At 57.0% G+C, this 23,276-nt stretch carries 27 protein-coding genes; 12 read left to right on the plus strand and 15 right to left on the minus strand.

What is annotated here, in order from left to right; translation table 11 throughout:
* Positions 1 to 50 precede the first annotated feature (50 nt).
* Positions 51 to 272 carry a hypothetical protein gene (locus tag ACZRKO_RS20100; RefSeq protein ID WP_140474330.1) on the plus strand — a complete coding sequence of 74 codons (222 nt, stop codon included), beginning with the start codon at positions 51 to 53 and terminating at the stop codon, positions 270 to 272.
* 69 nt (positions 273 to 341) lie between these two features.
* Here the strand turns inward: ACZRKO_RS20100 and lldD are convergent, their stop codons facing one another.
* From lldD to ACZRKO_RS20140, 8 genes are all read right to left on the minus strand, one after another.
* The gene (lldD, locus tag ACZRKO_RS20105; RefSeq protein ID WP_463739002.1) at positions 342 to 1,487 is read right to left on the minus strand and encodes an FMN-dependent L-lactate dehydrogenase LldD; all 1,146 of its coding nucleotides are present in this window, start codon (positions 1,485 to 1,487) and stop codon (positions 342 to 344) included.
* A 45-nt stretch (positions 1,488 to 1,532) separates the two neighbouring features.
* On the minus strand, positions 1,533 to 2,762 hold the full coding sequence (fucP, locus tag ACZRKO_RS20110; protein WP_463739003.1) for an L-fucose:H+ symporter permease: 1,230 nt from the start codon (positions 2,760 to 2,762) through the stop codon (positions 1,533 to 1,535).
* Between the two features lie 102 nt (positions 2,763 to 2,864).
* The gene (locus ACZRKO_RS20115; RefSeq protein ID WP_463739004.1) at positions 2,865 to 3,209 is read right to left on the minus strand and encodes an L-rhamnose mutarotase; all 345 of its coding nucleotides are present in this window, start codon (positions 3,207 to 3,209) and stop codon (positions 2,865 to 2,867) included.
* Positions 3,206 to 3,982, minus strand: coding sequence for an L-fucose dehydrogenase (locus tag ACZRKO_RS20120; protein WP_463739005.1), 777 nt, complete (start codon positions 3,980 to 3,982; stop codon positions 3,206 to 3,208). Before ACZRKO_RS20120 ends, ACZRKO_RS20115 begins: the two co-directional genes overlap by 4 nt.
* A complete protein-coding gene (locus ACZRKO_RS20125) occupies positions 3,960 to 4,820 on the minus strand; it encodes an amidohydrolase family protein (protein ID WP_463739006.1) in 861 nt (286 codons plus the stop codon). The genes ACZRKO_RS20120 and ACZRKO_RS20125 overlap by 23 nt, the downstream gene beginning before the upstream one ends.
* Before the next feature lie 33 nt (positions 4,821 to 4,853).
* On the minus strand, positions 4,854 to 6,131 hold the full coding sequence (locus ACZRKO_RS20130; RefSeq protein ID WP_463739007.1) for an L-fuconate dehydratase: 1,278 nt from the start codon (positions 6,129 to 6,131) through the stop codon (positions 4,854 to 4,856).
* A gap of 28 nt (positions 6,132 to 6,159) precedes the next feature.
* Positions 6,160 to 7,002: an ureidoglycolate lyase gene (locus ACZRKO_RS20135; protein WP_463739008.1), complete on the minus strand. Its 843-nt coding sequence runs from the start codon at positions 7,000 to 7,002 to the stop codon at positions 6,160 to 6,162.
* A 45-nt stretch (positions 7,003 to 7,047) separates the two neighbouring features.
* The gene (locus tag ACZRKO_RS20140; protein WP_463739009.1) at positions 7,048 to 7,788 is read right to left on the minus strand and encodes an SDR family oxidoreductase; all 741 of its coding nucleotides are present in this window, start codon (positions 7,786 to 7,788) and stop codon (positions 7,048 to 7,050) included.
* Positions 7,789 to 8,010: 222 nt separating this feature from the next.
* Between ACZRKO_RS20140 and ACZRKO_RS20145 the strand changes: the two genes are divergently transcribed.
* The 6 genes from ACZRKO_RS20145 (at position 8,011) to ACZRKO_RS20170 (ending at position 13,517) form a co-directional block, all read left to right on the plus strand.
* A complete protein-coding gene (locus ACZRKO_RS20145) occupies positions 8,011 to 8,772 on the plus strand; it encodes a FadR/GntR family transcriptional regulator (RefSeq protein WP_463739010.1) in 762 nt (253 codons plus the stop codon).
* A 28-nt stretch (positions 8,773 to 8,800) separates the two neighbouring features.
* Entirely contained in the window at positions 8,801 to 9,226 is a 426-nt protein-coding gene (locus ACZRKO_RS20150; protein WP_463739011.1) for a thiol-disulfide oxidoreductase DCC family protein, read from the plus strand.
* Positions 9,227 to 9,244: 18 nt separating this feature from the next.
* Complete coding sequence (locus tag ACZRKO_RS20155; protein ID WP_463739012.1) at positions 9,245 to 10,270, plus strand: Fic family protein; 1,026 nt, start codon at positions 9,245 to 9,247, stop codon at positions 10,268 to 10,270.
* A 40-nt stretch (positions 10,271 to 10,310) separates the two neighbouring features.
* Positions 10,311 to 11,309, plus strand: coding sequence for an ROK family protein (locus ACZRKO_RS20160; protein WP_463739013.1), 999 nt, complete (start codon positions 10,311 to 10,313; stop codon positions 11,307 to 11,309).
* Positions 11,310 to 11,444: 135 nt separating this feature from the next.
* A complete protein-coding gene (locus ACZRKO_RS20165) occupies positions 11,445 to 12,605 on the plus strand; it encodes an MFS transporter (RefSeq protein ID WP_463739014.1) in 1,161 nt (386 codons plus the stop codon).
* 93 nt (positions 12,606 to 12,698) lie between these two features.
* Positions 12,699 to 13,517 carry a Cof-type HAD-IIB family hydrolase gene (locus ACZRKO_RS20170; RefSeq protein WP_463739015.1) on the plus strand — a complete coding sequence of 273 codons (819 nt, stop codon included), beginning with the start codon at positions 12,699 to 12,701 and terminating at the stop codon, positions 13,515 to 13,517.
* Here the strand turns inward: ACZRKO_RS20170 and cynS are convergent.
* Both cynS and ACZRKO_RS20180 read right to left on the minus strand, forming a co-directional pair.
* Positions 13,514 to 13,984 carry a cyanase gene (gene cynS / locus ACZRKO_RS20175; protein ID WP_463739016.1) on the minus strand — a complete coding sequence of 157 codons (471 nt, stop codon included), beginning with the start codon at positions 13,982 to 13,984 and terminating at the stop codon, positions 13,514 to 13,516. The two genes, ACZRKO_RS20170 and cynS, sit on opposite strands and share 4 nt — an antisense overlap.
* A 34-nt stretch (positions 13,985 to 14,018) precedes the next feature.
* On the minus strand, positions 14,019 to 14,672 hold the full coding sequence (locus ACZRKO_RS20180; RefSeq protein WP_463739017.1) for a carbonic anhydrase: 654 nt from the start codon (positions 14,670 to 14,672) through the stop codon (positions 14,019 to 14,021).
* Positions 14,673 to 14,784: 112 nt separating this feature from the next.
* Between ACZRKO_RS20180 and cynR the strand changes: the two genes are divergently transcribed.
* The gene (gene cynR, locus ACZRKO_RS20185; RefSeq protein ID WP_463739018.1) at positions 14,785 to 15,699 is read left to right on the plus strand and encodes a transcriptional regulator CynR; all 915 of its coding nucleotides are present in this window, start codon (positions 14,785 to 14,787) and stop codon (positions 15,697 to 15,699) included.
* Here cynR and ACZRKO_RS20190 read toward each other — a convergent pair.
* The gene (locus ACZRKO_RS20190; RefSeq protein WP_463739019.1) at positions 15,671 to 16,090 is read right to left on the minus strand and encodes a hypothetical protein; all 420 of its coding nucleotides are present in this window, start codon (positions 16,088 to 16,090) and stop codon (positions 15,671 to 15,673) included. The genes cynR and ACZRKO_RS20190 overlap by 29 nt on opposite strands.
* On the minus strand, positions 16,090 to 17,334 hold the full coding sequence (gene mtr / locus ACZRKO_RS20195) for a tryptophan permease (protein ID WP_463739020.1): 1,245 nt from the start codon (positions 17,332 to 17,334) through the stop codon (positions 16,090 to 16,092). Before mtr ends, ACZRKO_RS20190 begins: the two co-directional genes overlap by 1 nt.
* A 262-nt stretch (positions 17,335 to 17,596) precedes the next feature.
* Here mtr and ACZRKO_RS20200 point away from each other — a divergent pair, with 262 nt between their 5' ends.
* Positions 17,597 to 17,890 (plus strand): I78 family peptidase inhibitor, encoded by a 294-nt coding sequence (locus ACZRKO_RS20200; protein ID WP_463739021.1) that lies wholly within the window; start codon positions 17,597 to 17,599, stop codon positions 17,888 to 17,890.
* Here ACZRKO_RS20200 and ACZRKO_RS20205 read toward each other — a convergent pair whose 3' ends face one another.
* The gene (locus ACZRKO_RS20205; RefSeq protein ID WP_463739022.1) at positions 17,891 to 18,490 is read right to left on the minus strand and encodes a TetR/AcrR family transcriptional regulator; all 600 of its coding nucleotides are present in this window, start codon (positions 18,488 to 18,490) and stop codon (positions 17,891 to 17,893) included.
* 180 nt (positions 18,491 to 18,670) lie between these two features.
* On the opposite strand from ACZRKO_RS20205, the gene ACZRKO_RS20210 reads away from it, so the two are divergent.
* The 3 genes from ACZRKO_RS20210 to ACZRKO_RS20220 are packed head-to-tail and all read left to right on the plus strand — an operon-like array spanning position 18,671 to position 21,546.
* Positions 18,671 to 19,726, plus strand: a complete 1,056-nt coding sequence (locus ACZRKO_RS20210) for a sugar phosphate isomerase/epimerase family protein (protein ID WP_463739023.1) — start codon at positions 18,671 to 18,673, stop codon at positions 19,724 to 19,726.
* A 22-nt stretch (positions 19,727 to 19,748) separates the two neighbouring features.
* Positions 19,749 to 20,621: an alpha/beta fold hydrolase gene (locus tag ACZRKO_RS20215; RefSeq protein ID WP_463739024.1), complete on the plus strand. Its 873-nt coding sequence runs from the start codon at positions 19,749 to 19,751 to the stop codon at positions 20,619 to 20,621.
* Positions 20,611 to 21,546: an alpha/beta hydrolase gene (locus tag ACZRKO_RS20220; protein WP_463739025.1), complete on the plus strand. Its 936-nt coding sequence runs from the start codon at positions 20,611 to 20,613 to the stop codon at positions 21,544 to 21,546. The genes ACZRKO_RS20215 and ACZRKO_RS20220 overlap by 11 nt, the downstream gene beginning before the upstream one ends.
* A 159-nt stretch (positions 21,547 to 21,705) precedes the next feature.
* On the opposite strand, the gene ACZRKO_RS20225 is transcribed toward ACZRKO_RS20220, so the two are convergent.
* Together ACZRKO_RS20225 and ACZRKO_RS20230 are read right to left on the minus strand one after the other, a co-directional pair.
* Entirely contained in the window at positions 21,706 to 22,296 is a 591-nt protein-coding gene (locus ACZRKO_RS20225; protein WP_463739026.1) for a GNAT family N-acetyltransferase, read from the minus strand.
* 32 nt (positions 22,297 to 22,328) lie between these two features.
* Positions 22,329 to 23,222, minus strand: coding sequence for a LysR family transcriptional regulator (locus ACZRKO_RS20230; RefSeq protein WP_463739027.1), 894 nt, complete (start codon positions 23,220 to 23,222; stop codon positions 22,329 to 22,331).
* Positions 23,223 to 23,276: the final 54 nt, after the last annotated feature.

A 23,276-nucleotide genomic window follows, 5' to 3' on the forward strand; every position in this document is an offset into this window, starting at 1 on the left:
CATATCACTCAGCCTGCCATTGCAGAGAGTGTAACCATGAAGGGAATACCATGAGCAAAATCATTATCGCCGGGCTTTTAGCCACCCTGCTTGCCGGGTGTGCAACTCAATCTCCTTGCGTTCCGGTGTACGACTCAGAAGGGCGTCTGGTCCACACCAATACCTGCATGAAAGGCACCACGCAGGATAACTGGGATACCGCAGGCGCTGTCGCCGGTGGTGTGGCTGCCGTGGCTGCCGTTACGCTCGGGATTGTCGCACTGACCCGCTAAGCGCCAATGCTCGCAGTCATTGAAACTGGCCGGTGGTGTTAATGCCCACCGGCTTTTTTTCGCCTGAAATTAGCGAATACCCCCGGCGACTAATGACGCCCGGCTGATATCACCAATGGTCTTCGCGCCGGTCAGGGTCATGGCTACCCGCATCTCTTTTTCGATCAACTCCAGCAGATTCACCACCCCGGCTTCACCGGCGGCGGCCAGCGCATAAACAAAGGCGCGGCCGAGCAACACGCTGTCGGCGCCGAGCGCAATCATGCGCACCACGTCCAGCCCGGTGCGGATACCTGAATCCGCCAAAATCGTGATATCGCCTTTCACCGCGTCGGCAATGGCGGGCAGCGCGTGGGCGGTCGAGAGCACGCCGTCCAACTGACGCCCGCCGTGGTTGGACACCACAATGCCGTCAGCACCAAACTTCACCGCGTCTTTGGCGTCCTCCGGATCCAGAATGCCTTTGATGATCATCGGCCCTTTCCAGAACTCGCGGATCCACTCCAAATCTTTCCATGAAATCGACGGGTCGAAATTGGTCCCCAGCCAGCCGATGTAATCTTCCAGCGTAGTCGGTTTACCACGATATGCCGAGACATTACCAAGATCGTGTGGCTTGCCGTTCAGGCCGACGTCCCATGCCCACTGCGGATGCGTCACTGCCTGAAACATTCGGCGCGCCGCGGCATTCGGGCCGCTCATGCCGGAGTGTGCATCGCGGTAACGCGCGCCGGGCACCGGCATATCGACGGTAAAAACCAGCGTTTTGACGCCCGCCGCCTGCGCGCGCTCCAGCGCATTACGCATAAAACCGCGATCTTTCAGCACATAGAGCTGAAACCACATCGGCCGGCGGATGGCCGGTGCGACTTCCTCAATCGGGCAGACGGAAACGGTGGAGAGCGTAAACGGAATGCCTTTTTTCTCCGCCGCCCGCGCCGCCTGTACTTCACCCCGCCTTGCGTACATTCCGGTCAGACCGACAGGGGCGAGGATCACCGGCATCGCCAGCTCCTCGCCAAACAGCGTGGTGGCGGTACTCAGTTCAGACATATTTTTTAAAATGCGCTGACGCAGAGCGATATCAGCGAGATCGGCAGTATTACGGCGCAGCGTGTGTTCGTTGTACGCCCCGCCGTCGATGTAGTGAAACAGGAAGGGCGGCAGCCTGCGCTGCGCTGCCGCACGGTAATCGGTCGAAGCAGAAATGATCATCTTGATTCAGCGTCCCTTTTTCTTTCTGTGGTGTGGGTCTGGCGCTTAACGCGCTCTCTGACGTAAACCATAGACCAGTACCACAGCAAAACAAATCATCGGCAGGGAATAGGAGACGGCGGTGGTGTAGTGATCGGCCAGCGCGCCCATCAGGTACGGCATGATGGCGCCGCCGACAATCGCCATGATCATCACCGAACTGGCGCGTTTGGTCTGTTTGCCCATGTTCTTGACGCCCATTGCAAAAATGGTCGGGAACATGATCGACATAAAGAAGAACACCGCCACCAGTGCTACCACCGAGACATTATCAATTCCCGCCACAACAATGGCGCACAGGATGATATTAATCAGAGCGTACACCACCAGCAGCGTGGCCGGACGCACGTGGCCCATCAGCCAGGTACTAAAGAAGCGCCCGACCATAAAGCTGATCATACCGATGGAGAGCAGGTAAGAAGCATTCTGATTCGAAAGCGTATGCCAGTGCTCGGTGGTGTAGTTGATGAAGAACGCACCGACGCCAACCTGCGCGGCCACATAGAAGAACTGCGCGATCACGCCGCCGGTAAAGTGTGCGTGCTGCCACAATCCTTTCTCCACGCCGCCCACGACGTCAGTGCTCTGCTCGCGGATATCCGGCAGACGGGTACGGCCAAACAGCAGGGCAATCAGCAGCACCAGTACGGCAATGGCAACATAAGTGATTTTCACCGATGCCAGCCCCTCTGCCGTGGTGCCTTGCGTGGCGCTAAAGAACAACGAACCACCGATAATCGGCCCGACAAACTGCCCAAGGCCGTTAAAGGACTGTGCGAGGTTCAGGCGGCGCTCGGCTCCGGCCGGTTCACCCAGCACGGTGGCGTAAGGGTTGGCGGCGGTTTCCAGACAGCCCAGACCGAGAGCTATCACAAACAGCGCGAACAGGAACATGGCAAAACTGCCTGCCGCGGCTGCCGGCACGAACAGCAGTGCACCCAGCGCGTAAAGGCATAAACCGACCAGGATCCCGGCTTTATAACCGTAGCGGTCCATAAAGAAACCGGCGGGCAGGGCGATGATGAAATAGGCGCCGAAGTAGGCCGCCTGTAACAGACCCGACTGGGCCTTATTGACGTGCAGCACCTCCTGAAAATGCTTATTCAGCACATCCAGCAGGCCATAGGATAATCCCCACAGGAAAAACAGCGTGGTGACTAACATAAACGCCAGCCTCAGGCCGGACGTCGCTTTCTGCCCGGCATAAGCCGGTACGGCAGTTTTGTTCGCAAGCATGTTCTATTCCTCAGTATCTGTTGCAGGGTTTGTTTCAGCGCAAAGCGGCTGGTTTTTTATGTCAGATAACGTGAAAAACAATGTCCTGAGTGACGCCCCTTTTCAGGGCTGTTCAGCCAGTGAAAAAATCCGTTTCATTTCCACCCACTTCTCTCCGTCGGGTGTCCAGGGCGTGGGGCGCTGATATTTCCACATCAGGGCTTCCCACTCGCCGACTTTGGGGTGCGCCAGACTGCGTTGTTCAAACAGCCCGCCGTCGAAATCGTCCGTGGTTTCCATCACCATTATCAGCCGGTTGCCTAGCCGGTAGATCTCCATGTCCTCAATGCCATACTGGCGCAGATGCGCGGCGATCTCCGGCCAGATCCGGCGGTGATGCTGTTGATACTCTTCGATAAGCGCCGGGTCATCGACCAGATCCAGCGCCTGACAGAAACGGCGGCTCATGTTAAAGCCCGGTCAAGGTGGGTGTAGCCGCCGTCAACCGACAACCATTGCCCGGTAGTGTGCGAGGCACGCGACGAGAGCAGGAATACCACGGTGTTAGCGATCTCCTGCGGCGTGGTCATGCGCTGCCCCAGAGGGATATGTGAGGTGATCTGTTTAAGCTTCTCTTCCGGCTGGTCGAAGCTTTTTATCCAACGTTCGTACAGGGGCGTCATCACTTCGGCCGGGATCACCGCGTTGACGCGAATACCGTCTTTGAGCAGGGCGGCGGCCCATTCGCGGGTTAACCCGAGTACCCCGCCTTTGGCCGAGGCATAACCGCTGGTATTACCCTGTCCAGTCAGCGCGGTTTTCGAGCTGATGTTGACGATGGCACCACGGTTGGCGCGCAGGGCGTCCAAACTCAGATGCGCCATCATGTAGTAGTGGATCAGGTTTTGTTCGAGTGAGCGGACAAAGGCTTCACGCCCGGCTTCCAGCCCCACGCTGTCATTGGCTCCGGCGTTATTCACCAGTCCGTCGATACGACCGTACTGCTTCAGGGTCTGGCTGACGGCGGCGGCACAACTGGCCTCATCGCGCAGCTCGGTCAGGATAAAACGGGCCTGCGGCTGATGCTGATGCAGCTGATGCATCAGTTCATTGGATGGCTCGGTATTGCTGATGATCACCGGAATAGCGCCTTCTTCTGCCAGCGTCATTGAGATGGCGGCCCCGATCCCTGAGCCGCCGCCGGTGACCATCACCACGTTATTTTGCAGATGCAGATTCATTGCTCGTTTCCTGTAGTCGGTAAACCGTGCAGGCATTGCCGCCGTAAATGGCTGCCTGCTCGTCAGAACTGAGTGCGGCCGTGGCCTGTTCGCATAATGCCCAAGGGGTGTCGTCACGCCCGGCCAGCAGACAGACCGGCCAGTCGGATCCAAACATCAGCCGTTCGCTGCCAAAGGCTTCCAGCACCACCTCAAAATAGGGCAGCAGATCGTGAAGCGTCATGCCCGCCGCTCGCTGCTCGGTCAGCAGCCCGGAGATTTTGCAGCTCACGTGGGGCAGTGCCGCCAGCGGGGCAATCTGCTTCGCCCAGTGTGCGGCGCCCTGACTGAGGTCCGGCTTGCCAAAGTGATCCAGTACCAGCGCGTGGCGGTCATGGCGTGCGGCAAACTGCGCGGCGTCTGCCAGATGGCGGTGTGTCACCAGTATTTCGTAGACATAACCGTGTTGCTGAATATGGCGGACACCGGCATTGACGGCAGAGTCCGCCAGCCACTGTGCGGGTGAGGGTTCATCCTGCACCTGATGACGGATCCCGCGCAGCAGCGGATGGGCCCGCGTCTCCAGTTGCTCAACGAGCTGCGGGGAGGCGAGATCCACCCAGCCGGTCACGGCGCGAACAAACGCTGTTTTCTCCGCAACGTCCAGCAGCCACTGCGTCTCGGCGATATCAGAACAGGCCTGCACCAGAATGCTGCCCTGCATATCGTGACGTTGTAACGTTTTCAGCAGTTGTTCCGGCAGGAAATCTGCTTTCAGCACCGCCATGTCGTCGCTTATCCAGCGGTAGTCCTGTGGCGTGTAGCGCCAGAAATGCTGGTGGCTGTCGATGCGCATCATTCAGGTTCTCCGGCATATTTTGTCGTCATAACTTCAGGCCCGATGACGGTATTTTTCGATCGAGGCCGGATGCATCTCGATAGAGAAACCCGGCGCCTGCGGTGGCATGTAGGCAGCGCCGCGAATGTCGCAAGGGTGCACAAAGTGTTCGTGAAGATGGTCAACGTACTCAATCACGCGGCCCTCGTGGGTACCGGCGATACACAGATAGTCGATCATCGATAGGTGTTGAACGTATTCGCACAGCCCGACGCCACCGGCGTGCGGGCAGACCGGCAGATTGTATTTGGCGGCCATCAGCATCACGGCCAGCACTTCGTTGACACCGCCCATGCGGCAGGCGTCAATCTGCACCACGTCGATGGCTTCGCGCATGATGAACTGCTTGAACATGATGCGGTTCTGGCACATTTCGCCGGTGGCAACTTTGACCGGTGCCACGGCCTGACGGATTTTGCGGTGGCCTTCAATGTCGTCCGGGCTGGTGGGCTCTTCGATAAACCAGGGTTTGGCGAAGGCGAGGGCGTTGACCCACGGAATGGCGTCGTTAGTTTCCCACACCTGATTGGCGTCAATCATCAGTTTGCGGTCTGGGCCGATTACGTCGCGGGCGATACGCACCCGGCGGATATCGTCTTCCAGATCGCGGCCCACTTTGAGTTTCAGGTAATCGAAACCGGCATCGACGGCTTCCTGACACAGGCGGCGCAGTTTGTCGTCCGGGTAGCCGAGCCAGCCTGCCGAGGTGGTGTAGCACGGGTAACCTTCGGCCTGCAGTTTCTCCCGGCGCTGGGCTTTGTTGTCGCTGCGCTGTTGCAGCAGGGTCAGGGCTTCCTGTGGCGTAATGCAGTCGGTGATGTAACGGAAATCGATGCAGCGCACCAGCTCTTCCGGCGACATGTCTGACACCAACTGCCACAGCGGTTTGCCCGCGGCCTTGCTCCATAAATCCCACACCGCATTGACTACCGCGCCGGTCGCCAGATGAATGGCCCCTTTGTCCGGACCAATCCAGCGCAGCTGACTGTCGCTGGTAAATTCACGCCAGAATTTGCCCATATCGGCGGTGATGGTCGCTAAGTCACGCCCGACCACCAGATGTTCCAGTGCGTTTATCGCCGCGCAGCAAATCTCGTTGCCGCGCCCGATGGTGAAGGTCAGCCCGTGGCCGCTGAGTGCTGGATTATCGGTGTCTAAAATCACATAAGCTGCCGAATAATCGGGGTCCGGGTTCATCGCATCTGAGCCATCGAGAGCCAGTGACGTCGGGAAGCGTACGTCTTCAACACGCATTGCAGTGATTGCTGTCATCGCTAGAATTCCATCAGTAAATTATGGGTTACGCCTGCACCGTCTTCTGACGCTGCTCGCCCAGACCTTCGATACCCAGACGCATCACCTGTCCGGCTTTAAGATAGACCGGCGGTTTTTGCCCGAGACCCACGCCCGGCGGGGTACCGGTGGAGATAATATCGCCCGGTTGCAGGCTCATAAAACGGCTCAGATAGCTGATGATTTCCGGTACTTTGAAAATCATGGTGCGGGTGTTGCCGTTCTGATAGCGCTTGCCGTCCACTTCCAGCCACAGATTGAGCTGATGCGGATCCGGGATTTCATCGGCCGTGACCAGCCACGGACCGGTCGGGCCGAAGGTGTCGCAGCCTTTGCCTTTGTCCCAGGTGCCGCCGCGCTCAATCTGGAATTCACGTTCGGAGACGTCATTAATGACGCAATAACCGGCGACGTGGGACAGGGCGTCGGCCTCGCTGATGTAACGTCCACCTTTGCCAATCACCACGCCAAGCTCCACTTCCCAGTCGGTTTTCACCGAATCACGCGGGATCTCCACGTCGTCATCCGGCCCGACAATCGCGCTGGTCCACTTGCTGAAAATCACCGGTTCTTTGGGAATGTCCGCGCCGGTTTCGGCGGCGTGATCAGCATAATTGAGACCAATGCAGATGAATTTACCGACTTTGCCGACGCAGGCGCCGAGGCGTGGTTCGCCGCTGACTAAAGGCAGGCTGGCGGTATCGAGCTGGCGCAGCTTGTTTAACGTGTCAGCCTGCAAAAATTCACCGCTGATATCGCTGACGTGGGCCGAGAGATCACGCAGTTTGCCGTGGCTGTCGAGCAGGCCGGGGCGTTCATGGCCTGCCGGGCCGTAACGTAATAATTTCATGTCAAAATCCTTATCTGTAAAAAAGAGACTGAGAGGGGCGGGAGATCAGTTGCTCCAGCCACCGTCAATAATTTGTACTGTGCCGGTGGTATATGAACTGGCATCAGAGGCCAGATAGAGCGCCAGTTGGGCGATCTCTTCGGTCTTGCCAATGCGCCCAATCGGCTGGCGGGCGACGAAGGTTTTATAAACCTCTTCCTCGCTGCGACCTTCGGCTTCGGCCTGTGCGGCGATGCGCTGGCGCAGCGACGGGGATTCGACCGTGCCGGGGCATATGGCGTTACAGCGGATACCACGGGTAACGTAATCGGCAGCTACTGAGCGGGTCAGCCCGATCACGGCGGCCTTTGAGGCGCTGTAAGCAAAGCGGTTCGGCACACCTTTGATGCTCGAGGCAACCGACGACATGTTGATAATGGAGCCGCTGTTACGTTCGAGCATGGCGGGTAAAAACGCGCGGATGGTGTGGAACATGGCGGTGACGTTGAGATCCAGCGCAAACTGCCATTCGCGCTCGCTGCACGTCAGGATATCGCCGCTGTGCACCACGCCAGCACAGTTGAACAGCACGTCCAGCGCTCCTACTTCTCCGGCGATGGCCCGAATCGCCTGCGGGTCAGTGACGTCCAGCTTGCGCGGTGTGATGCCCGCAATGCCATGCAGCTTATCGATGTTGATGTCGGTGGCGATCACCTCTGCGCCGTGGCTGGCGAATAAGGTGGCCGTATTAAAACCGATCCCTTGTCCGGCGGCGGTGATCAGCACTTTTTTCCCTGTCAGGTTCATAACGACTCCCGGTAACGTTTATGATTTAGGTCTAATGGTCAGGCCATTGACTGCGAAAAAAAACGCGTTAAGTGAGGTTCTTTTGCTAAGATGTTCAGCAGACTTCCACTTAAAACGCTTTTTCATTTAACTAATTTTTTACATGTATAAAACAAATCAGCAAGATTTTTGTCCCATAAATGCAAGCTGAATCACTTAATTGAAAAAGAGCTCAGGTGTCCAATGCCGATAAAAAAATTAGAAAATCCGAGAATTTACAGGCAGATAGCTGATCAACTGAAAACCCTGATCGACAACAAAGAATTTCCGCCCGGCAGCCGCTTACCGGCCGAGCGCGAACTCGCCAGCCAGCTTCACGTCAGCCGGGCGTCGGTGCGCGAAGCGCTGATTGCGCTGGAGGTGATAGGCCTGGTGGATGTGCGTGTTGGCAACGGCGTGATTGTTTGCGAACCGCCAGTATCACAGGCGGCCCCGTCGAAAGAGCCGGTGATGGCGCGCGCAGGGCGTAATCAATGGGCTGACGTGGATGACGAGCTGAATATTGAACTGGATTTCACCGCCGAATTGCCGCCGTTTTCGCTGCTGCAAACACGGCGGCTGATTGAACCGGAAACCGCCGCGCTGGCCGCCCGTCACGCGTCCGATGAAGAACTTGCGGCGATCAGACAGGCATATGAACAGAACTGCCGCGATAACCGGCAAGGCTCGGCGACACACCCCGGTGACCGGCTGTTTCATATCCGCATCGCGCAGGCCAGTGGTAATCCGGCCTATGCATTTATCATTGCTCACCTGCTGGGACACCGTTACGGCACTATGTTTCGTGGCCTGCAACTGCACTACACACCGCAGGACATGCCGCACCGCTCGGAAGTGGAACATCTGGCGATCCTCACGGCCCTTGAAGCACGCGACACCCGCGCGGCAAAAAAAGCCATGAAAGAGCATCTGGATGCGGTGATCGCTATTTTCGGGCGTGGCTGAGTGAAACGCTTTATCCCGGAGCGGGCCTGTGCGCAGTGATCCTCCGTATATTCAGCCGGGTGAACGCGTCGTGATTTTCGATGGCACCTGCAAGTTGTGCATCGGCTGGGTGAATTTTCTGATCCGCCATGACCGCCAGCGCACCGTGCGGATGGTGCCGGTGCAGTCGGAAAAAGGTCAGGCGCTGTTTGGCTGGTCGGGGCTGGATGCGGAAAAAATCAATACCATCGTGCTTATCGATAACGGTGAGGTACTCCTGCGCTCTGAAGCCATCTTCCGCGCCATGCGCGGATTGCCGCGGCCGTGGCGCTGGATGGGCGTGCTGCGGATATTTCCGCCGTCATTTCGCGACATGTGCTACAACCGCATCGCGCTTAACCGTTATAAACTGTTCGGGCGCTATGATGCCGTGCAAAAGCTGGATGCCGACCACAGTCAGCGATTTTTGGATTAGGGATAGCAGGAGAACAGAATGGCGGGTTATCAACCCCCTTACAGCATAACGCCAGAAATACTGAATCTCGTGGTTGAGGTGGGTGAGCTATTGGGTCATTGGGCCGCTCAGGCCGGGCATGCCTCGCCATTGCTGCGCAAAGAAAACCGTATCCGCACGATTCAGGCGTCGCTTGCAATTGAACATAATAGCCTCTCCACCGAACAGGTGACGGCGATCATGGAGGGCAAGCGCGTGCTGGCACCGGCGAAAGATATTCAGGAGGTGCGTAATGCCATTCAGGCTTATGAGCAACTTCCCCACTGGACGTGTCACCGGCTGACGGATTTACGGGGTGCACATCGTCTGTTGATGAGTGGTCTGGTGGATGCTCCGGGGCAACTTCGCCGTGGCAATGTGGGTGTTTATCGCGAGAAACAGTTGATTCATATGGCACCACCCGCCAATCAGGTTAACCGTCTGGTGACTGATTTGCTGGAATGGCTCCGGCTCAGCGATATCCACCCGCTGATTGCCAGTTCCATCTTCCATTATGAGTTCGAGTTTATTCATCCTTTTGCCGATGGTAACGGCAGGATGGGCCGGTTATGGCAAACGTTGATCCTCAGTCAGTGGCGCGCTGAACTGGCCTGGCTGCCGGTAGAAACCTTAATTCACGATCAACAACAGGACTATTACCGCGTATTAGGTGAATGTGATCGCGCCAGTGACTGCACGGCTTTTATCGCGTTTATGCTGAAAAAACTGACCGCAGCGCTGAGAGAAGGCGTGGGCAGCCGGTTGCGGGACGTTGTTAGAATGCCGGTAGAAATGCCGGTAGAAATGCCGGTAGAAATGCCGGTACAAAATGGTGGAAATCTGTCAGTAACAGGCAGCAAGATCCTTGCAGCCGTTCAGGCCACTCCGTCAATCACGATTGCTCAGCTGGCGCAGGCGCTGGGGATCAACCCCCGCACCGTTGAACGCAACATTAAGACGTTGCAGGAAAACGGCAAACTGCGACGTGACGGCTCTACCAAAAGCGGTGTCTGGCGCGTGTTGTGATTAAATATCCTTAATGATCAATGGCTGTTGATGAGGCGCTATGAATACCCCGGTTACCCGCACGACCCGAGAAATGAAAAAACACAATGTGGTGCTGGTGGTCAATGCGTTGAAAGCGCTGAATTCTGCCACCAAGGCGGATCTGTCGGCGCAAACCGGACTGAGCGTCGCCACCTGTGGCACCGTTCTCAACGACCTCTGCCTGACTGGCGAAGTGCTGGCGCTGGCGCTGGATGCCTCAAGCGGTGGTCGCCCGGCTCAGCGTTATGCTTATAATCCGGATTTCTTCTCGGTACTCAGCCTGTATGTGGAAGGTAATAACGCGTCTGCCCGCATCGCAGCACTCATCACCTCCGCCACCGGCGAGGCGCTCGAACAGCTCGACACCGCCTGTCAGCCCTTCGCACTGGCACATTTTTTTGACACCCTCAGTAGTATTGTTTCGCGCTACCCCAATCTGCAGGCGATGGGTATTGGCCTGCCGGGCGTGATCGTGGAGGGTGTGGTGACTTCCTGTGATATCGCGCTGTTTGAGCATCTGGCGCTGGTGCAGGTATTGCAGGAGAAATTCGGGCTGTTTGTGCAGGTCGGCAATGACATGAACTACACGGCCTATGGTTTTTACCGCAGCAACTGCCCGCAGGAAACGGGGCCGGTGGCGTATCTGCTGCAACCGGAAGGTGAGTGCACGGGCTGCGGTATGGTGATCAATGGCCGCGTGTTACAGGGGGCCAGCCATTTTGCCGGTGAAGTTTCACATCTTCCACTGGCGCAACCAGCAGACGGGCAGATAACTGTGCGGCTGAGCGATATTATTGTCACGTTGGTGGCGGTCATTAATCCGGTGACGGTGGCGCTCTCCGGGCCACAGCTGAAAGCGCAGGATCTGGCTGTTATCCGCCGCTATTGCCAGGACCACATTCCTGAGCAACATCTGCCAGCCCTGATTTACCGTTCCTCCATTGAGCAGGATTATCTGCAAGGTATCGCCGAACTCACGCTCGAAAGCTATAACTTTCATCTCACCTTCGAACTCTGATCCACTGCGCATTTCTTCCCGCTGATGCTTGACTTCATTTCAGGCTGATCTGTATAGTCAGTACTTATTAAAAGTCTTTTAATAAGTAATTCCGGTCCTGCCGGGATGGCTTTTTTCGCCACGGGAACCCTGTTTATGACACTGAGCCTTACCCCCACTCTGACCGACTCGAAAGGCAAACGCATCGCCACCCGCGCGATTTTCTTCGTTACCGGCCTGGCAATGGGGCTTTGGGCGGCGCTGGTGCCGTACGCCCAATTGCGTACCGGCGCGGCGGCGGGGGATCTGGGCTTACTGCTGCTTTGCCTCGGCGGCGGTTCATTGCTGGCGATGCTGGGCTCCGGACGACTGATCGGCCATTTCGGTTGCCGGGCCATTATCCTGTCGGCCGTCGCGCTGTTCTGTCTGCTGTTTCCTGCGCTGGCGACCGTCAGTGATATCCGCTGGCTGGCGGCAGCGCTGTTTCTGTTTGGCATGGGGATCGGCCTCGCCGATGTGGCGATGAATGTGCAGGGCTCGCTTATTGAACAGGTGTCGGCCAGACCACTGATGTCCGGCTTTCACTGTCTTTACAGCGTGGGTGGCATCGCCGGTGCGGGCGGCGGTTCGCTGCTGCTCGGGGCCGGTTTATCTCCGCTGGCCAGTACCTTTTCAGCCATTGTGCTGGTGCTGGTCATTACCGGAGTGTCTTTCACTGAGCTGCTGCCGTTTGGTAACCATGAGTCGGGCCCGGCCAAACCTGCGACTAAAGCGCGGCCTAATTTCCGGCTGATCCTGATGGCCGTGATGGCGATGATTTGCTTTATGGCCGAAGGCGCGGTGCTGGACTGGGGCGGGGTATTCCTTACGCAAGATCGTGCTCTGGCGGTAGAACACGCCGGATGGGGCTTCGCGGTATTTGCCATCACCATGTCATTGATGCGCCTGACCGGAGATGCAGTCGTCAGCGCACTCGGCCGCCAGCGGGTACTGATTCTGGGCAGCGTTCTGGGCATCATGGGATATCTGATCGTGGTCGCACTGCCGGGCTGGAACCTCTCGCTGCTGGGCTTTGCGCTGGTGGGGGCGGGGGCGGCCAACATCGTGCCGGTGCTCATCACTCTCGCAGGTCAGGAGAAGGTGATGCCGGTCAATATGTCGGTAGCGATGGTGGCGACACTGGGCTATCTCGGGGTACTCGGGGGGCCGGCGATCATCGGCTATATCGCGCATCTCTCCAGCCTGGCGGTGGCATTTTCTGCGGTAGCAGTCTTGTTTCTCATCATCACGCTGGGCGCGTTTAAGCTGAAATATTAACGATTTAAACTGAGTGGCATATTGCCAGCCGGCGCTACGGCGCTGGCATTTTTTTACTCTTCAACTCTCTCATTGTCTTTCTAAGGAGTCACGATGACCGTAAAACTCATTGCCGTGGATATGGATGGCACTTTTCTTGACACCCGCAGCGACTATAACCGTATGCGCTTTGCTGCCCAGTACGCTGAATTACAGCGCCGTGGCATCAAATTTGTGGTCGCCAGCGGCAATCAGTATTACCAGCTGAAAACCTTCTTCGATGCGCTCGACCCGGACATCGCCTACGTAGCCGAAAACGGCGCTTATGTGGTGGATAAACAACAGGAAATCTACTGCGCGCACATGCCCGCAGAGCAGACCGCGCAGGTGCTGGAATTTATCAGCGGTATTGATGATATCGACGTGACGGTATGCGGCAAAAATGGCGCCTACATGCTTGAAAAGTTCGGCGAGGGCTTCTTTAAAAAGATGAACCGTTACTATTTCCGCCTAAACCGGGTGGCGTCTTATGCTGACGTGAAGGAACCTATTTTCAAATTTGCACTGGAAGTGCCTCATGAAAAACTGGCTGGGGTGATGGCGCAGGTGGAAGAGAATATTGGCGGGATCGTCAAACCGGTGTCGAGCGGTCATGGCTCGGTAGATCTGGTGATCCCCGGCAACCATAAAGCCAACGGGCTGAAGAAAATCCAGCAGATATACGGCATTGAAGACAGTGATGTGGTGGCGTTTGGCGACGGTGGCAACGATCTTGAGATGCTGCAACACGCCGGATTTGGTTTCGCCATGCAAAACGCCCAGCCTGCTGTGCTGGCTGTCGCCCGTTACCGGGCGGGCCTGCATCATGAGGAGGGCGTGCTACAGGTTATTGACGACTGCCTGGAAGGGCGTGCGCCGTTCGTCAGGGCTTAAAACGGTTTGGTCGGCAGGTATTTCCCGTCGAGGGTGATCACGGCACGTTCGCCACCGTCCGGATCCTGCACTTTTTTGATATCGAGTTTGAAGTTGATGGCGCTGATGATGCCGTCACCGAACTGCTCATGTACCAGCGCTTTCAGCGTGGAGCCGTAGATTTGTACCATCTCGTAAAAGCGATAGAGGGTCGGGTCGGTCGGCACGCCGCCGGGAATGCTGCCGCGCAGCGGGATTGTCTGGAGCAGGCGCACAGCGTCTTCATCCAGTTCCAGTTTGGCGGCTACCGCTCTGGCGGCCGTTTCTGGCAACGGATGCTGCCCCAGCAGGGCGGCGGTCACGAAGGCCAGGCTCAGGCCGGTGCCTTCGGTGATCGCTTCAAAGGTCAGGTTCTTGCGGATTTTGGCATCCATGATGATGTCGGTCAGATGCTGGCGTGAAGTCTGGGTATGCAGTGATTGAGTCATAGATATTCCTTTAGGTTATCAATTAATTAAAGCGTTATAAGCAGGTGGCGGTAGGCGTGGCCGTGACCTGTGGGTTGGCAGCCAGCGGGACAAAACGGCGCGTGTTACCGTCAAGGGCATCAACGCCGCCGCTGGCAATGTCATACACCCAGCCGTGCAATTTCAGTTTTCCCTGTTCAAGCGCCAAGGCAACCGAAGGATGAGTTTTGATGTTGGTCAACTGAGCAATCACGTTCTCGCGCACCACGGCATTCACGCGATCCTGCTCAGTGGCGTACTCATTGGCCTGCGTGATACTGCGGGCAGCACCGGCATAGCGCAGCCAGCTGGCGACGGTGGGCATGTGATCCAGACACTGACAGGTGGCGATAGCGGTCATCGCGCCGCAGTCGGAATGGCCGCAAATCACGATATCTTCCACGCCCAGTGCCGCGACGGCATACTCCACCGAAGCACTGACGCCGCCCGGCTCAGGGCCGAATGAGGGAACGATGTTGCCCGCATTGCGGATAACAAACAGGTCGCCGGGCTCACGCTGGGTCAGCAGTTCTGGTACCAGACGGCTGTCGGAACAGGAGATAAACAGTGTGCGCGGGTTCTGGCGGGTCGCCAGTTGCTTGAATAAATCGCTGCGCTCGACAAAGGCCTCGCGCTGGAATTTCAAAATCCCGTCAATAATTTCCTTCATACTCATTTCCACTCATGGATGTTTCGATGGGCAGATGATGAACGCAACTAGCTATAGGGTCTAAGACCTATTTATAATGGTGTCTATTGGTTTTACTAATAGTGAGGTGTTTGTGCTGCTACGACACATCCGTTACTTCCTGGCCGTGGCTGAGCAGGGGAATTTCACGCGCGCGGCGGACGTTTTGCACGTCTCCCAACCCACGTTATCGCAACAAATTAAACAACTTGAAGCCTCGCTGAACGCGCAGTTATTCGACCGCTCCGGCCGGACGGTGACGCTGACGGATGCAGGCGTTGCCTGGAAGCATTTTGCCGAACGGGCGTTGCAGGACTTACAGGCAGGCGCGAGGGCCATTCATGACGCCGAAGATTTACAGCAGGGGACCCTGCGTCTGGCGATGACACCGACGTTTACGTCTTACCTGACCGCGCCCGTGGTGGGCGAATTTTACCGGCGCTATCCGGGGATCCGCTTAGCATTGGGTGAAATGACGCAGGATAAAATCGAGGTTTTGCTGGCGCAGGACCGGCTGGATCTGGGCATTGCGTTTGAGCCGGTGCAGTCGGCGGAGATCGCCTCCACGCCGCTGTTTGAGGAGACGCTGAACCTGATGGTGGGGAAAGAGCATCCGCTGGCAGGCAGGTGTGAAAAACTGGGGCCGGAAGTGTTTGCGCGTCAGCCGCTCGTCTTACTCAATGGGGATTTCGCGACAAGGCAGTTCATCGATCTGTTTTATCAGCGTATTTCTGTACGTCCGCGGGTAGTAATGGAAGCCAGTACCATCAGCGCGATTATCGATATGGTTCGTTGCGGGCAGTTGGCTACCATCCTGCCTCAGGCCATCGCCAGCGCTGACCGCCAGCTGCACCCGCTCCCGCTGGAGACACCCATCAGTGTGCGGCAGGCAGTGCTGTTACAGCGCAAAGACGCGTACCGCAGTGCGGCAGCGCGCGCCTTTGTTGCTTTGCTGAGCGATTATGCCGCCGGCTTTCGCACTACTTCCCCGGAAATACATTCCCCGTAAACAAAAAGTACCCCGCCAGCATCACCAGCGCGATAAAGAACAGCCGGACCATCAGCCTGACGCGCGAAGTACGTCGCTGACCTGACTGCGCATTTTTGCGCACAACCCTCTTTTTTCGCGGCGGTTGCGCGAAGAAACGGTTCACGATCGCCAGGTTTTGCTCCAGCTTCGCGCGGTTCTGCGCATCTACGCTGAAATCGGCATCGTGGGCCGCGGCGTTACGCAGATGGGTGATGTGGCGCAGCGCAGCGCGGACTTCCGGCGTTAGCTGGTCATCCACCGACAGGGTCAGCTGCTTCAGCCCCTGCCCCTGCGCGCCCAACCCTTTCAGGGTTTGCTCAATGACCGTACCCTGTTTTATCAGTGAGCCTCTCAGCGCTTCCTGACCCATCAGCGGTAAACCGGCAACAGATTGAGGCTGGACAGAATATGCACGGCGGCATTGAGCGCGCCGAACAGCAGCACCAGCACAATCATCTTATTGCCGCCCCATACCCGGTAGTGCGGGCTGCCAAAACGCCGACGCGAGGCCCGCGCCATCAGTGCCGGGACGATCACTGCCCACACGGTCGCGGCCAGACCGGCAAAACCGATGGCGTAGATGAAGCCGTCGGGGTAGATAACGCCACCAATGATCGGCGGGATGAACGTCACGAGTGCGGTTTTAAAGCGCCCGGTCCGGCTGTCGTCGAACTTAAACAGATCAGCCAGATAGTCGAACAGGCCAAGCGTCACGCCGAGGAATGAACAGGCCACGGCGAAATTGGAGAAAACGGTCAGCAGCAGATCCAGTCCGGCGCTGTTGAGGATCTGGCTCAGTGACTGCACCAGCACGTCAATATTGCCGCCGCGCTGCGCGATGCCAATAAACGCCGGGCGCGGGATATTGCCCATCGTCCCCAGCATCCAGATAACATACAGCCCCAGCGCCATCAGCGTACCGAGCAGCAGGCATTTCTTAATCACCTGCGGGTTTTTGCCGTAATACTTCATCAGGCTCGGTACGTTGCCGTGATAACCAAACGACGCCAGACAGAATGGCAGTGTGGCCAGCACATAGGGCGCGTAGCTCGGGTTAAGTTCCACGCTGTTGAGCAGGCTCACCGGCTTGATATGCCACAGCAGACTGCCGAACGTGAGGAAAAAAGCGATGATTTTCGCGCCCAGCACGATGGCCGTCATGCGGCTTACCGCACGGGTACTCAGCCAGACAATAAAGGCCACGGCCAGCGCCGTCAGCAGGCCGCCGAGTCGCGGCGAGAAATCGACCGACATCTCGCGCATCGTATGCTGCAACACCGAGCCGCTGGCCGAGATATAGGCATAGGTCAGGATATAGAGCACGAAAGCGATGGTGATGCCGTTGAGCATATTCCAGCCGTTACCCAGCAGGTCGCGGGTGACGGTGTTGAAACTGGAGCCGATCGGGTAGTTCAGGTTGGCTTCGAGGATCATCAGCCCGGAATGCAGCATACAAAACCAGGTGAACACCAGTGCCGCCACTGACCAGAAAAACCAGGCGCCCGACATTACCACGGGCAGGGAGAACATCCCTGCGCCAATGACAGTTCCCCCGATAATCATTGCGCCACCCAGTACGGAGCGGTGCGGAGTATTTACTGCAAGCGTCGCCATAGTGCGGATCCTCGCGTGGCTTTTATCATTATTGGCCTGTGGATCAGGCAAAAAGTAAGAGGGCAGAAAACCTGCGATTATCCTGCGGGTCTGGCCTTAAGCGCGGCAATATAGTGCATATTCGTGGGGATGTATATGTTTGACTAGTTCGCTAGTACATGGGAAGCGAATTATCCTGTTAGATGATATGATTAGCAGAGGCATCACTGCTGTGAATAGACCGACTGTCCACTTTTCCTTTTAAATGATGGATCTTTTAACCATGAATAAAACTTTCCTTTGCCTCGCCGCGCTGGCGGTACTTTCCCTTACCGCTTGTCAGAATCACGCTGAGTCGGCCAAAAACGCGGCCAGTGTTCAGCAGCCGGACACCTGCCAGGCCGCCTCTTTCACCTACCTGATCGGTAAACCTGCCTCGGTACTGGACGGAATGCGTTTTGCACAACCGATGCGCCACATCGCGCCGAATACGGCCGTTACTATGGACTACCGCGCTGAGCGGCTGAATGTGGAATCCAACGACAAAGGCGTGATCACCCGACTGTATTGCGCATGATCAGTCCCGGCGCAGACTGCTCTTAAGCGGCCCTAGCGCCAGCGTGGCAGCATCGGTCAGCGCCTGCCGGCTGACTCCGTCGCGGGCCTGCACCGATAAACCGTGCAGAAAAGCGGCGCAGAAATGCCCAAGGCGCAGCGGGTCGGCCTCTGCGGCCAGTTCACCTTTCGCGGCGGCCTGAATAAAACGGTCAATAATTCCCTGTGTGCGCTGCAGGCGTTGTTGCGCCAGCCACTCGCGCAGGCTGGCGTTGTCTTCGCTCAGCCCTCCGGCGGCAGAGACTACCATGCAGCCCAGCGGCTGGATATTGCGGGTATAAAGCGCGATTGCCGCCGAAAACAGGGTTTCAATAGCCGCCACAATATCTGCCTGATGCAGAGCCTCAACCGCAAACCCGCCTTCATTTTCGGCATAATTGCCGACAGCCTCTCTGAACAGTTGCTCCTTTGAGCCAAAGGCGTGGTAGATCCGCGCCGACGCGATGCCCATTTCAGCCACCAGATCCGCCATTGATGTGCCTTCGTAGCCGTGACGCCAGAATAAATTTCTGGCGGCGACCAGCGCTGCCTCGCGATCAAATTCTCTAGGACGGCCCGCCATGCGTTACTCCGTTAAACAGTTAAGTAAAAATCTGAGTGCATTTTTCCACATAAATCAGGTGAGTAACACCTGCTTTCGCCGGGTTAAACCTTAACGCTTTGTGCACTACACGATAAATCCATTTGCAATATGTTCGGCTTGCTCCTATTGTTTGTCAATCAACAAACAATAGGAGCAAGCATGAAAACCATCAAAGGCCCCAGTCTTCACCTCGCACAATTTAGCGACGACGTATTCCCTTTCAACCGGTTAGACACTGTCGCAACCTGGGCGGCTGACAACGGCTTTGCCGCGTTGCAGATTCCGGCGTGGGACAGCCGCTTGCTGGACCTCACACTGGCGGCGGAAAGCCAAACTTACTGCGATGAACTCACCGGGATGTTGGCGTCAAAGGGGCTGGCAATCAGCGAACTGACTACCCATATTTTTGGTCAACTGATGGCGGTTCATCCGGCTTATGATGCGCTGTGCGATGGCTTTGCGCCTGAGCATTTACGCGGTAATTCTGCGGCCAGAACACAGTGGGCCCATGCGCAGTTGCTGCTGGCGGCGAAGGCTTCTGCCCGACTGGGATTGACCGACATGGGCACGTTTTCCGGTTCGCTGGCGTGGCCCTATATTTTTCCGTTCCCGCAACGCCCTGAAGGGTTGGTGGAAACGGCGTTCGACGAACTGTCACGCCGCTGGTTACCTGTGCTGGATGCCTGCGATGAGCAGGGCATTAATCTGTGTTTCGAAATCCACCCAGGGGAAGATCTGCACGACGGTATTACGTTTGAAATGTTCCTCGAGCGCACCCGTAATCACCCACGCTGCAAAATGCTGTTTGATCCGAGTCACTTCGTGTTGCAACAGCTTAACTATCTGGAATACCTGGATATCTACCAGGACTTTATCCGCATGTTCCATGTTAAAGATGCGGAGTTTACCCCGACGGGCCGTCAGGGAATGTACGGCGGTTACCAGTCATGGAATGACCGCGCGGGGCGTTTTCGTTCCACCGGCGACGGACAGGTCGATTTCAAAAGCATCTTTTCAAAACTGACGCAGAACGATTATCAGGGTTGGGCGACGCTGGAGTGGGAGTGCTGTCTGAAAAATAAAGAGGATGGCGCGCGCGAAGGTGCGGCGTTTATCCGCGAGCACATCATTCAGGTGACCGCTAACGTCTTTGACGATTTTGCCGCCGCGCCGGTCAGTCAGACACAAATCAATCAGCTTCTGGGTATTGGCTGAACCACTTTTACAGGGAAAAACGATGCAACCGTCATTCAAAGAACATCATCATTCACTTTTGGTCCGCGGGCGCAGGCTCCACTGCGTTTCACAGGGCTGCGGTACACCTGTACTGTTAATTCCCGGCTGGCCGCAGACCTGGTATACATGGCGATATGTCATGAAGGCGCTGGCGGCGGCGGGGTATCAGGCCATTGCCTTTGACCCGCCGGGCACCGGTGACTCGCAGGCGCCTGAGGGTGGCTACGACACCGGAAATATAGCCGCTGTTCTGCATGAGGCGATGACGCAGTTGGGCCATTCGCGTTATCCGGTGATCGGCCACGATATTGGTATGTGGGTGGGTTATGCACTCGCCAGTGACTTTCCGCAAGCAGTGGAAAAACTGATTGTAACCGAAGCGGTGATCCCTGGGCTGGCCCCCGCGCCGCCGATATTTGTCGCGCCGCAGGAGAACATCTTCCTCTGGCATTTCATGTTTAATCAGCTGGCCGATCTGCCGGAAGCGCTGACCGAAGGGCGCGAAGAGCGCTATCTCAGTTTTATCTTCGACAAGTGGTCATGGCACCGCGCGCGGGTGGCCAGTGAGGTTTATATCCGCGCTTATTCGGCGCCGGGAAAACTCCATGCCGGGTTCAATTATTACCGCGCCATTCCTGAAACCGTGCAGCAAAATCAGCGCCGGGCACTGACGCCACTGGCCATGCCGGTGCTGGCGATTGGGGCCGAACACGCCACCGCCGATGCGCCGTTCCTGACCCTGCAGCCGGTCGCGACCGATCTGCACAGCGCCATAGTGGCTGACTACGGGCACTTTATTACTGAGGAGTGCCCCGGAGAGCTCTGCGATTTGCTGCTGCCCTTCTTGTCGCAGGAGGCATACCGTGCCGCTTGATATCGGCGTTGCCCGTTTTCTGGCCGCCAGCACGGCGGCGGAGGCCGGTTTGACTCTGGCAGAGCTGCGCGCAGCGACCGATGCCGCGTTGATTGCGCAGCAGGGAGAACCGGCCTCACAAGGTCATGACCATGCTTTTACGCTGCCTGCCGCCGACGGCTATCCGATCCCCGTGCGGGTCTATATTCCTGCCGGTCTGGAGAACGGCACCCGGCGTCCGGCGATGGTGTTTGTTCACGGCGGCGGCTGGTGTCTGGGGTCGCCCGACGCCTGGGAAACGCCGTGCCGAAAACTGGCCGAAGCCACGGGCTGCGTGATGTTTTCCGTGGGGTACCGCCTGGCTCCGGAGCATAAATTTCCGCTTCCGCTGGAAGATGTGTACAGCGCACTGTGTTGGGTAGCTCAGCAGGCAGCCGAACTGGGGCTGGACCCGCACCGCATCAGCGTCGGCGGTGACAGTGCCGGAGGTAATCTGGCGGCGGCGGTCTGTCTGCTGGCAAGAGATCGCGCAGGGCCATCAGTCTCTCACCAGTTGCTGCTCTATCCGGCACTGGATAGCGCACTGGATACGCTATCGAGCCATACGTATGGAGAAGGTTTCGGGCTGACCCGCGAGGTGATGGACTTTTGCTGGCAGAGCTATTTGCATGACGACGCCGATGCGAAGAATCCTTATGCAGCACCTGCAACGGCGGTTTCACTGGCTGGTTTACCGCGGGCGACGATACTGGTGTGCGAGTATGATCCCCTGCGTGATGAAGGAGTGCGTTATGCACAAAGGCTGGAAGAAGAGGGGGTGGAAGTGCGTTTCGCGCAGCTTGACGGGATGATCCACGGCTGTATGCATATGACCGGTATCACCCGTGCGGCGGAAGGACTGTTTGCAGAGTGTCAGTCAGCCCTTCGGCCTTCGGATAAAGCATAAAAATGAGGAGCCCTGACCGATGCCGGGCAGATATCCGGTATCGGTCAGGACGTTACCAGAACTGATATCGATGACAGGATGATTGCACCGGCTCCAGAGCTCAGAAGAATCCTCTTATACATAAGGTAACAAGGTAAAACTGAGCAGGTCCATCCGCCGTTACATGCTGCTATTGTGCAGACGCTGTTGCAGAAGGCCGCGAATCTGCGGCCATTCGTCGTCGATAATACTAAAGCGCACCGAGTTGCGTTTACGGCCATCGGGCATGATACGTTCGTGGCGTACGATCCCTTCCTGCTGCGCGCCTAGCCGCAGAATAGCGTTGCGGGACTTTTCATTCAGCTCATCAGTGGTGAACTGGACGCGAACGCAGTTCAGCACTTCAAAGGCGTGGCCGAGCAGCAGATATTTTGCTTCGGTATTGGCGTGGGTCCGCTGCCATGACGCAGATAACCACGTATGACCAATCTCCAGCTTGCGGTTTTTGTTATCCATCTTCCAGAACCGCGTCGATCCGATGGGTTTACCGCTGGCGATGTCCTCAATCACGAAAGGGATCACCGTGCCCGTCTCTTTGCCTTTCAGGGCAATGTGAATGTACTGCGACACGGTTTCGGGCGACGGCACTGCCGTCACTTTCAAATTCCATAACTCGCCATCGGAGGCGGCAGCAAGCAGCGCCGCGGCATCGTTTTCCTGCATCGGGCGCAGGCGGATTTTACGGCCAGTCAGGGTTACTTCAGTTGTCATCGTACAGCCTGCCTTGTTTGAGAGTGAAAAGATCAAGGCTGGTAGCGCAGTGCGTCCACCAGCAATGAGAACGCCGTCGTATGCTGTTTACGGCTTGGGTAATAAAGATAATAGCCGGGAAAAGCAGGACACCAGTCCTGTAACACGCTGACAAGGTTGCCCTGATTAACGTCGTCGGCCACGGAATCTTCGGGCACAAATAACAGCCCCAGGCCGTTCCTGGCGGCGTCAATTCTCTGGCGCAGGCTGTTGAAGATCAGTTGTCCTTCGACACGTACGTTGATTTCCCGGCCCTCTTTCTCGAATTCCCACGCATACAAGCCGCCGAGCGTGGGCAGGCGCATATTGATACAGCGGTGGTTTTGCAGATCGGAAGGCGTTTGCGGCACCCCATATCTGGTGAAATAACCGGGCGTTGCAACCACCGCCATGCGCATTTCGGGGCCAATACGTGCGGCCACCATATCTTTAGCCAGCTGTTCGCCCAGACGAATTCCGGCGTCAAAACGGCCGCTGACAATATCGGTCAGGGCGTTATCGACGGAGATCTCAACGTTGATATCGGGGTACTTCTCAAGGAAGGGTTTCAGTTTGGGCCAAAGTACGGAGTCGACCGCGTGTTCCGCCGCATTGATGCGGATATTCCCCACCGGACGATCGCGCAGTTCACTGAGTGCTTCGAGTTCAGCCTCCAGCTCTGCCAGACGCGGGCCAAAGGTGTTAACCAGTTTTTCACCGGTTTCTGTGGTGGAGACGCTGCGGGTGGTGCGGGTGAGCAGGCGCAGTTCAAGCCGCTCTTCCAATCCACGAATGGCATGACTGAGTGCCGACTGCGAAACGCCGAGCTTTGCAGCAGCACGGGTGAAACTGCGCTCTTTTGCTACGGCGAGGAAAAAAATCAGATCGTTTATATTTTCTCTTAACATTCCGTCCCCTGGACGATGCAGTCAAACTCAGACCCGAATTCTAACGGCATTTTC

Source organism: Ewingella sp. C233 (assembly GCF_055407225.1).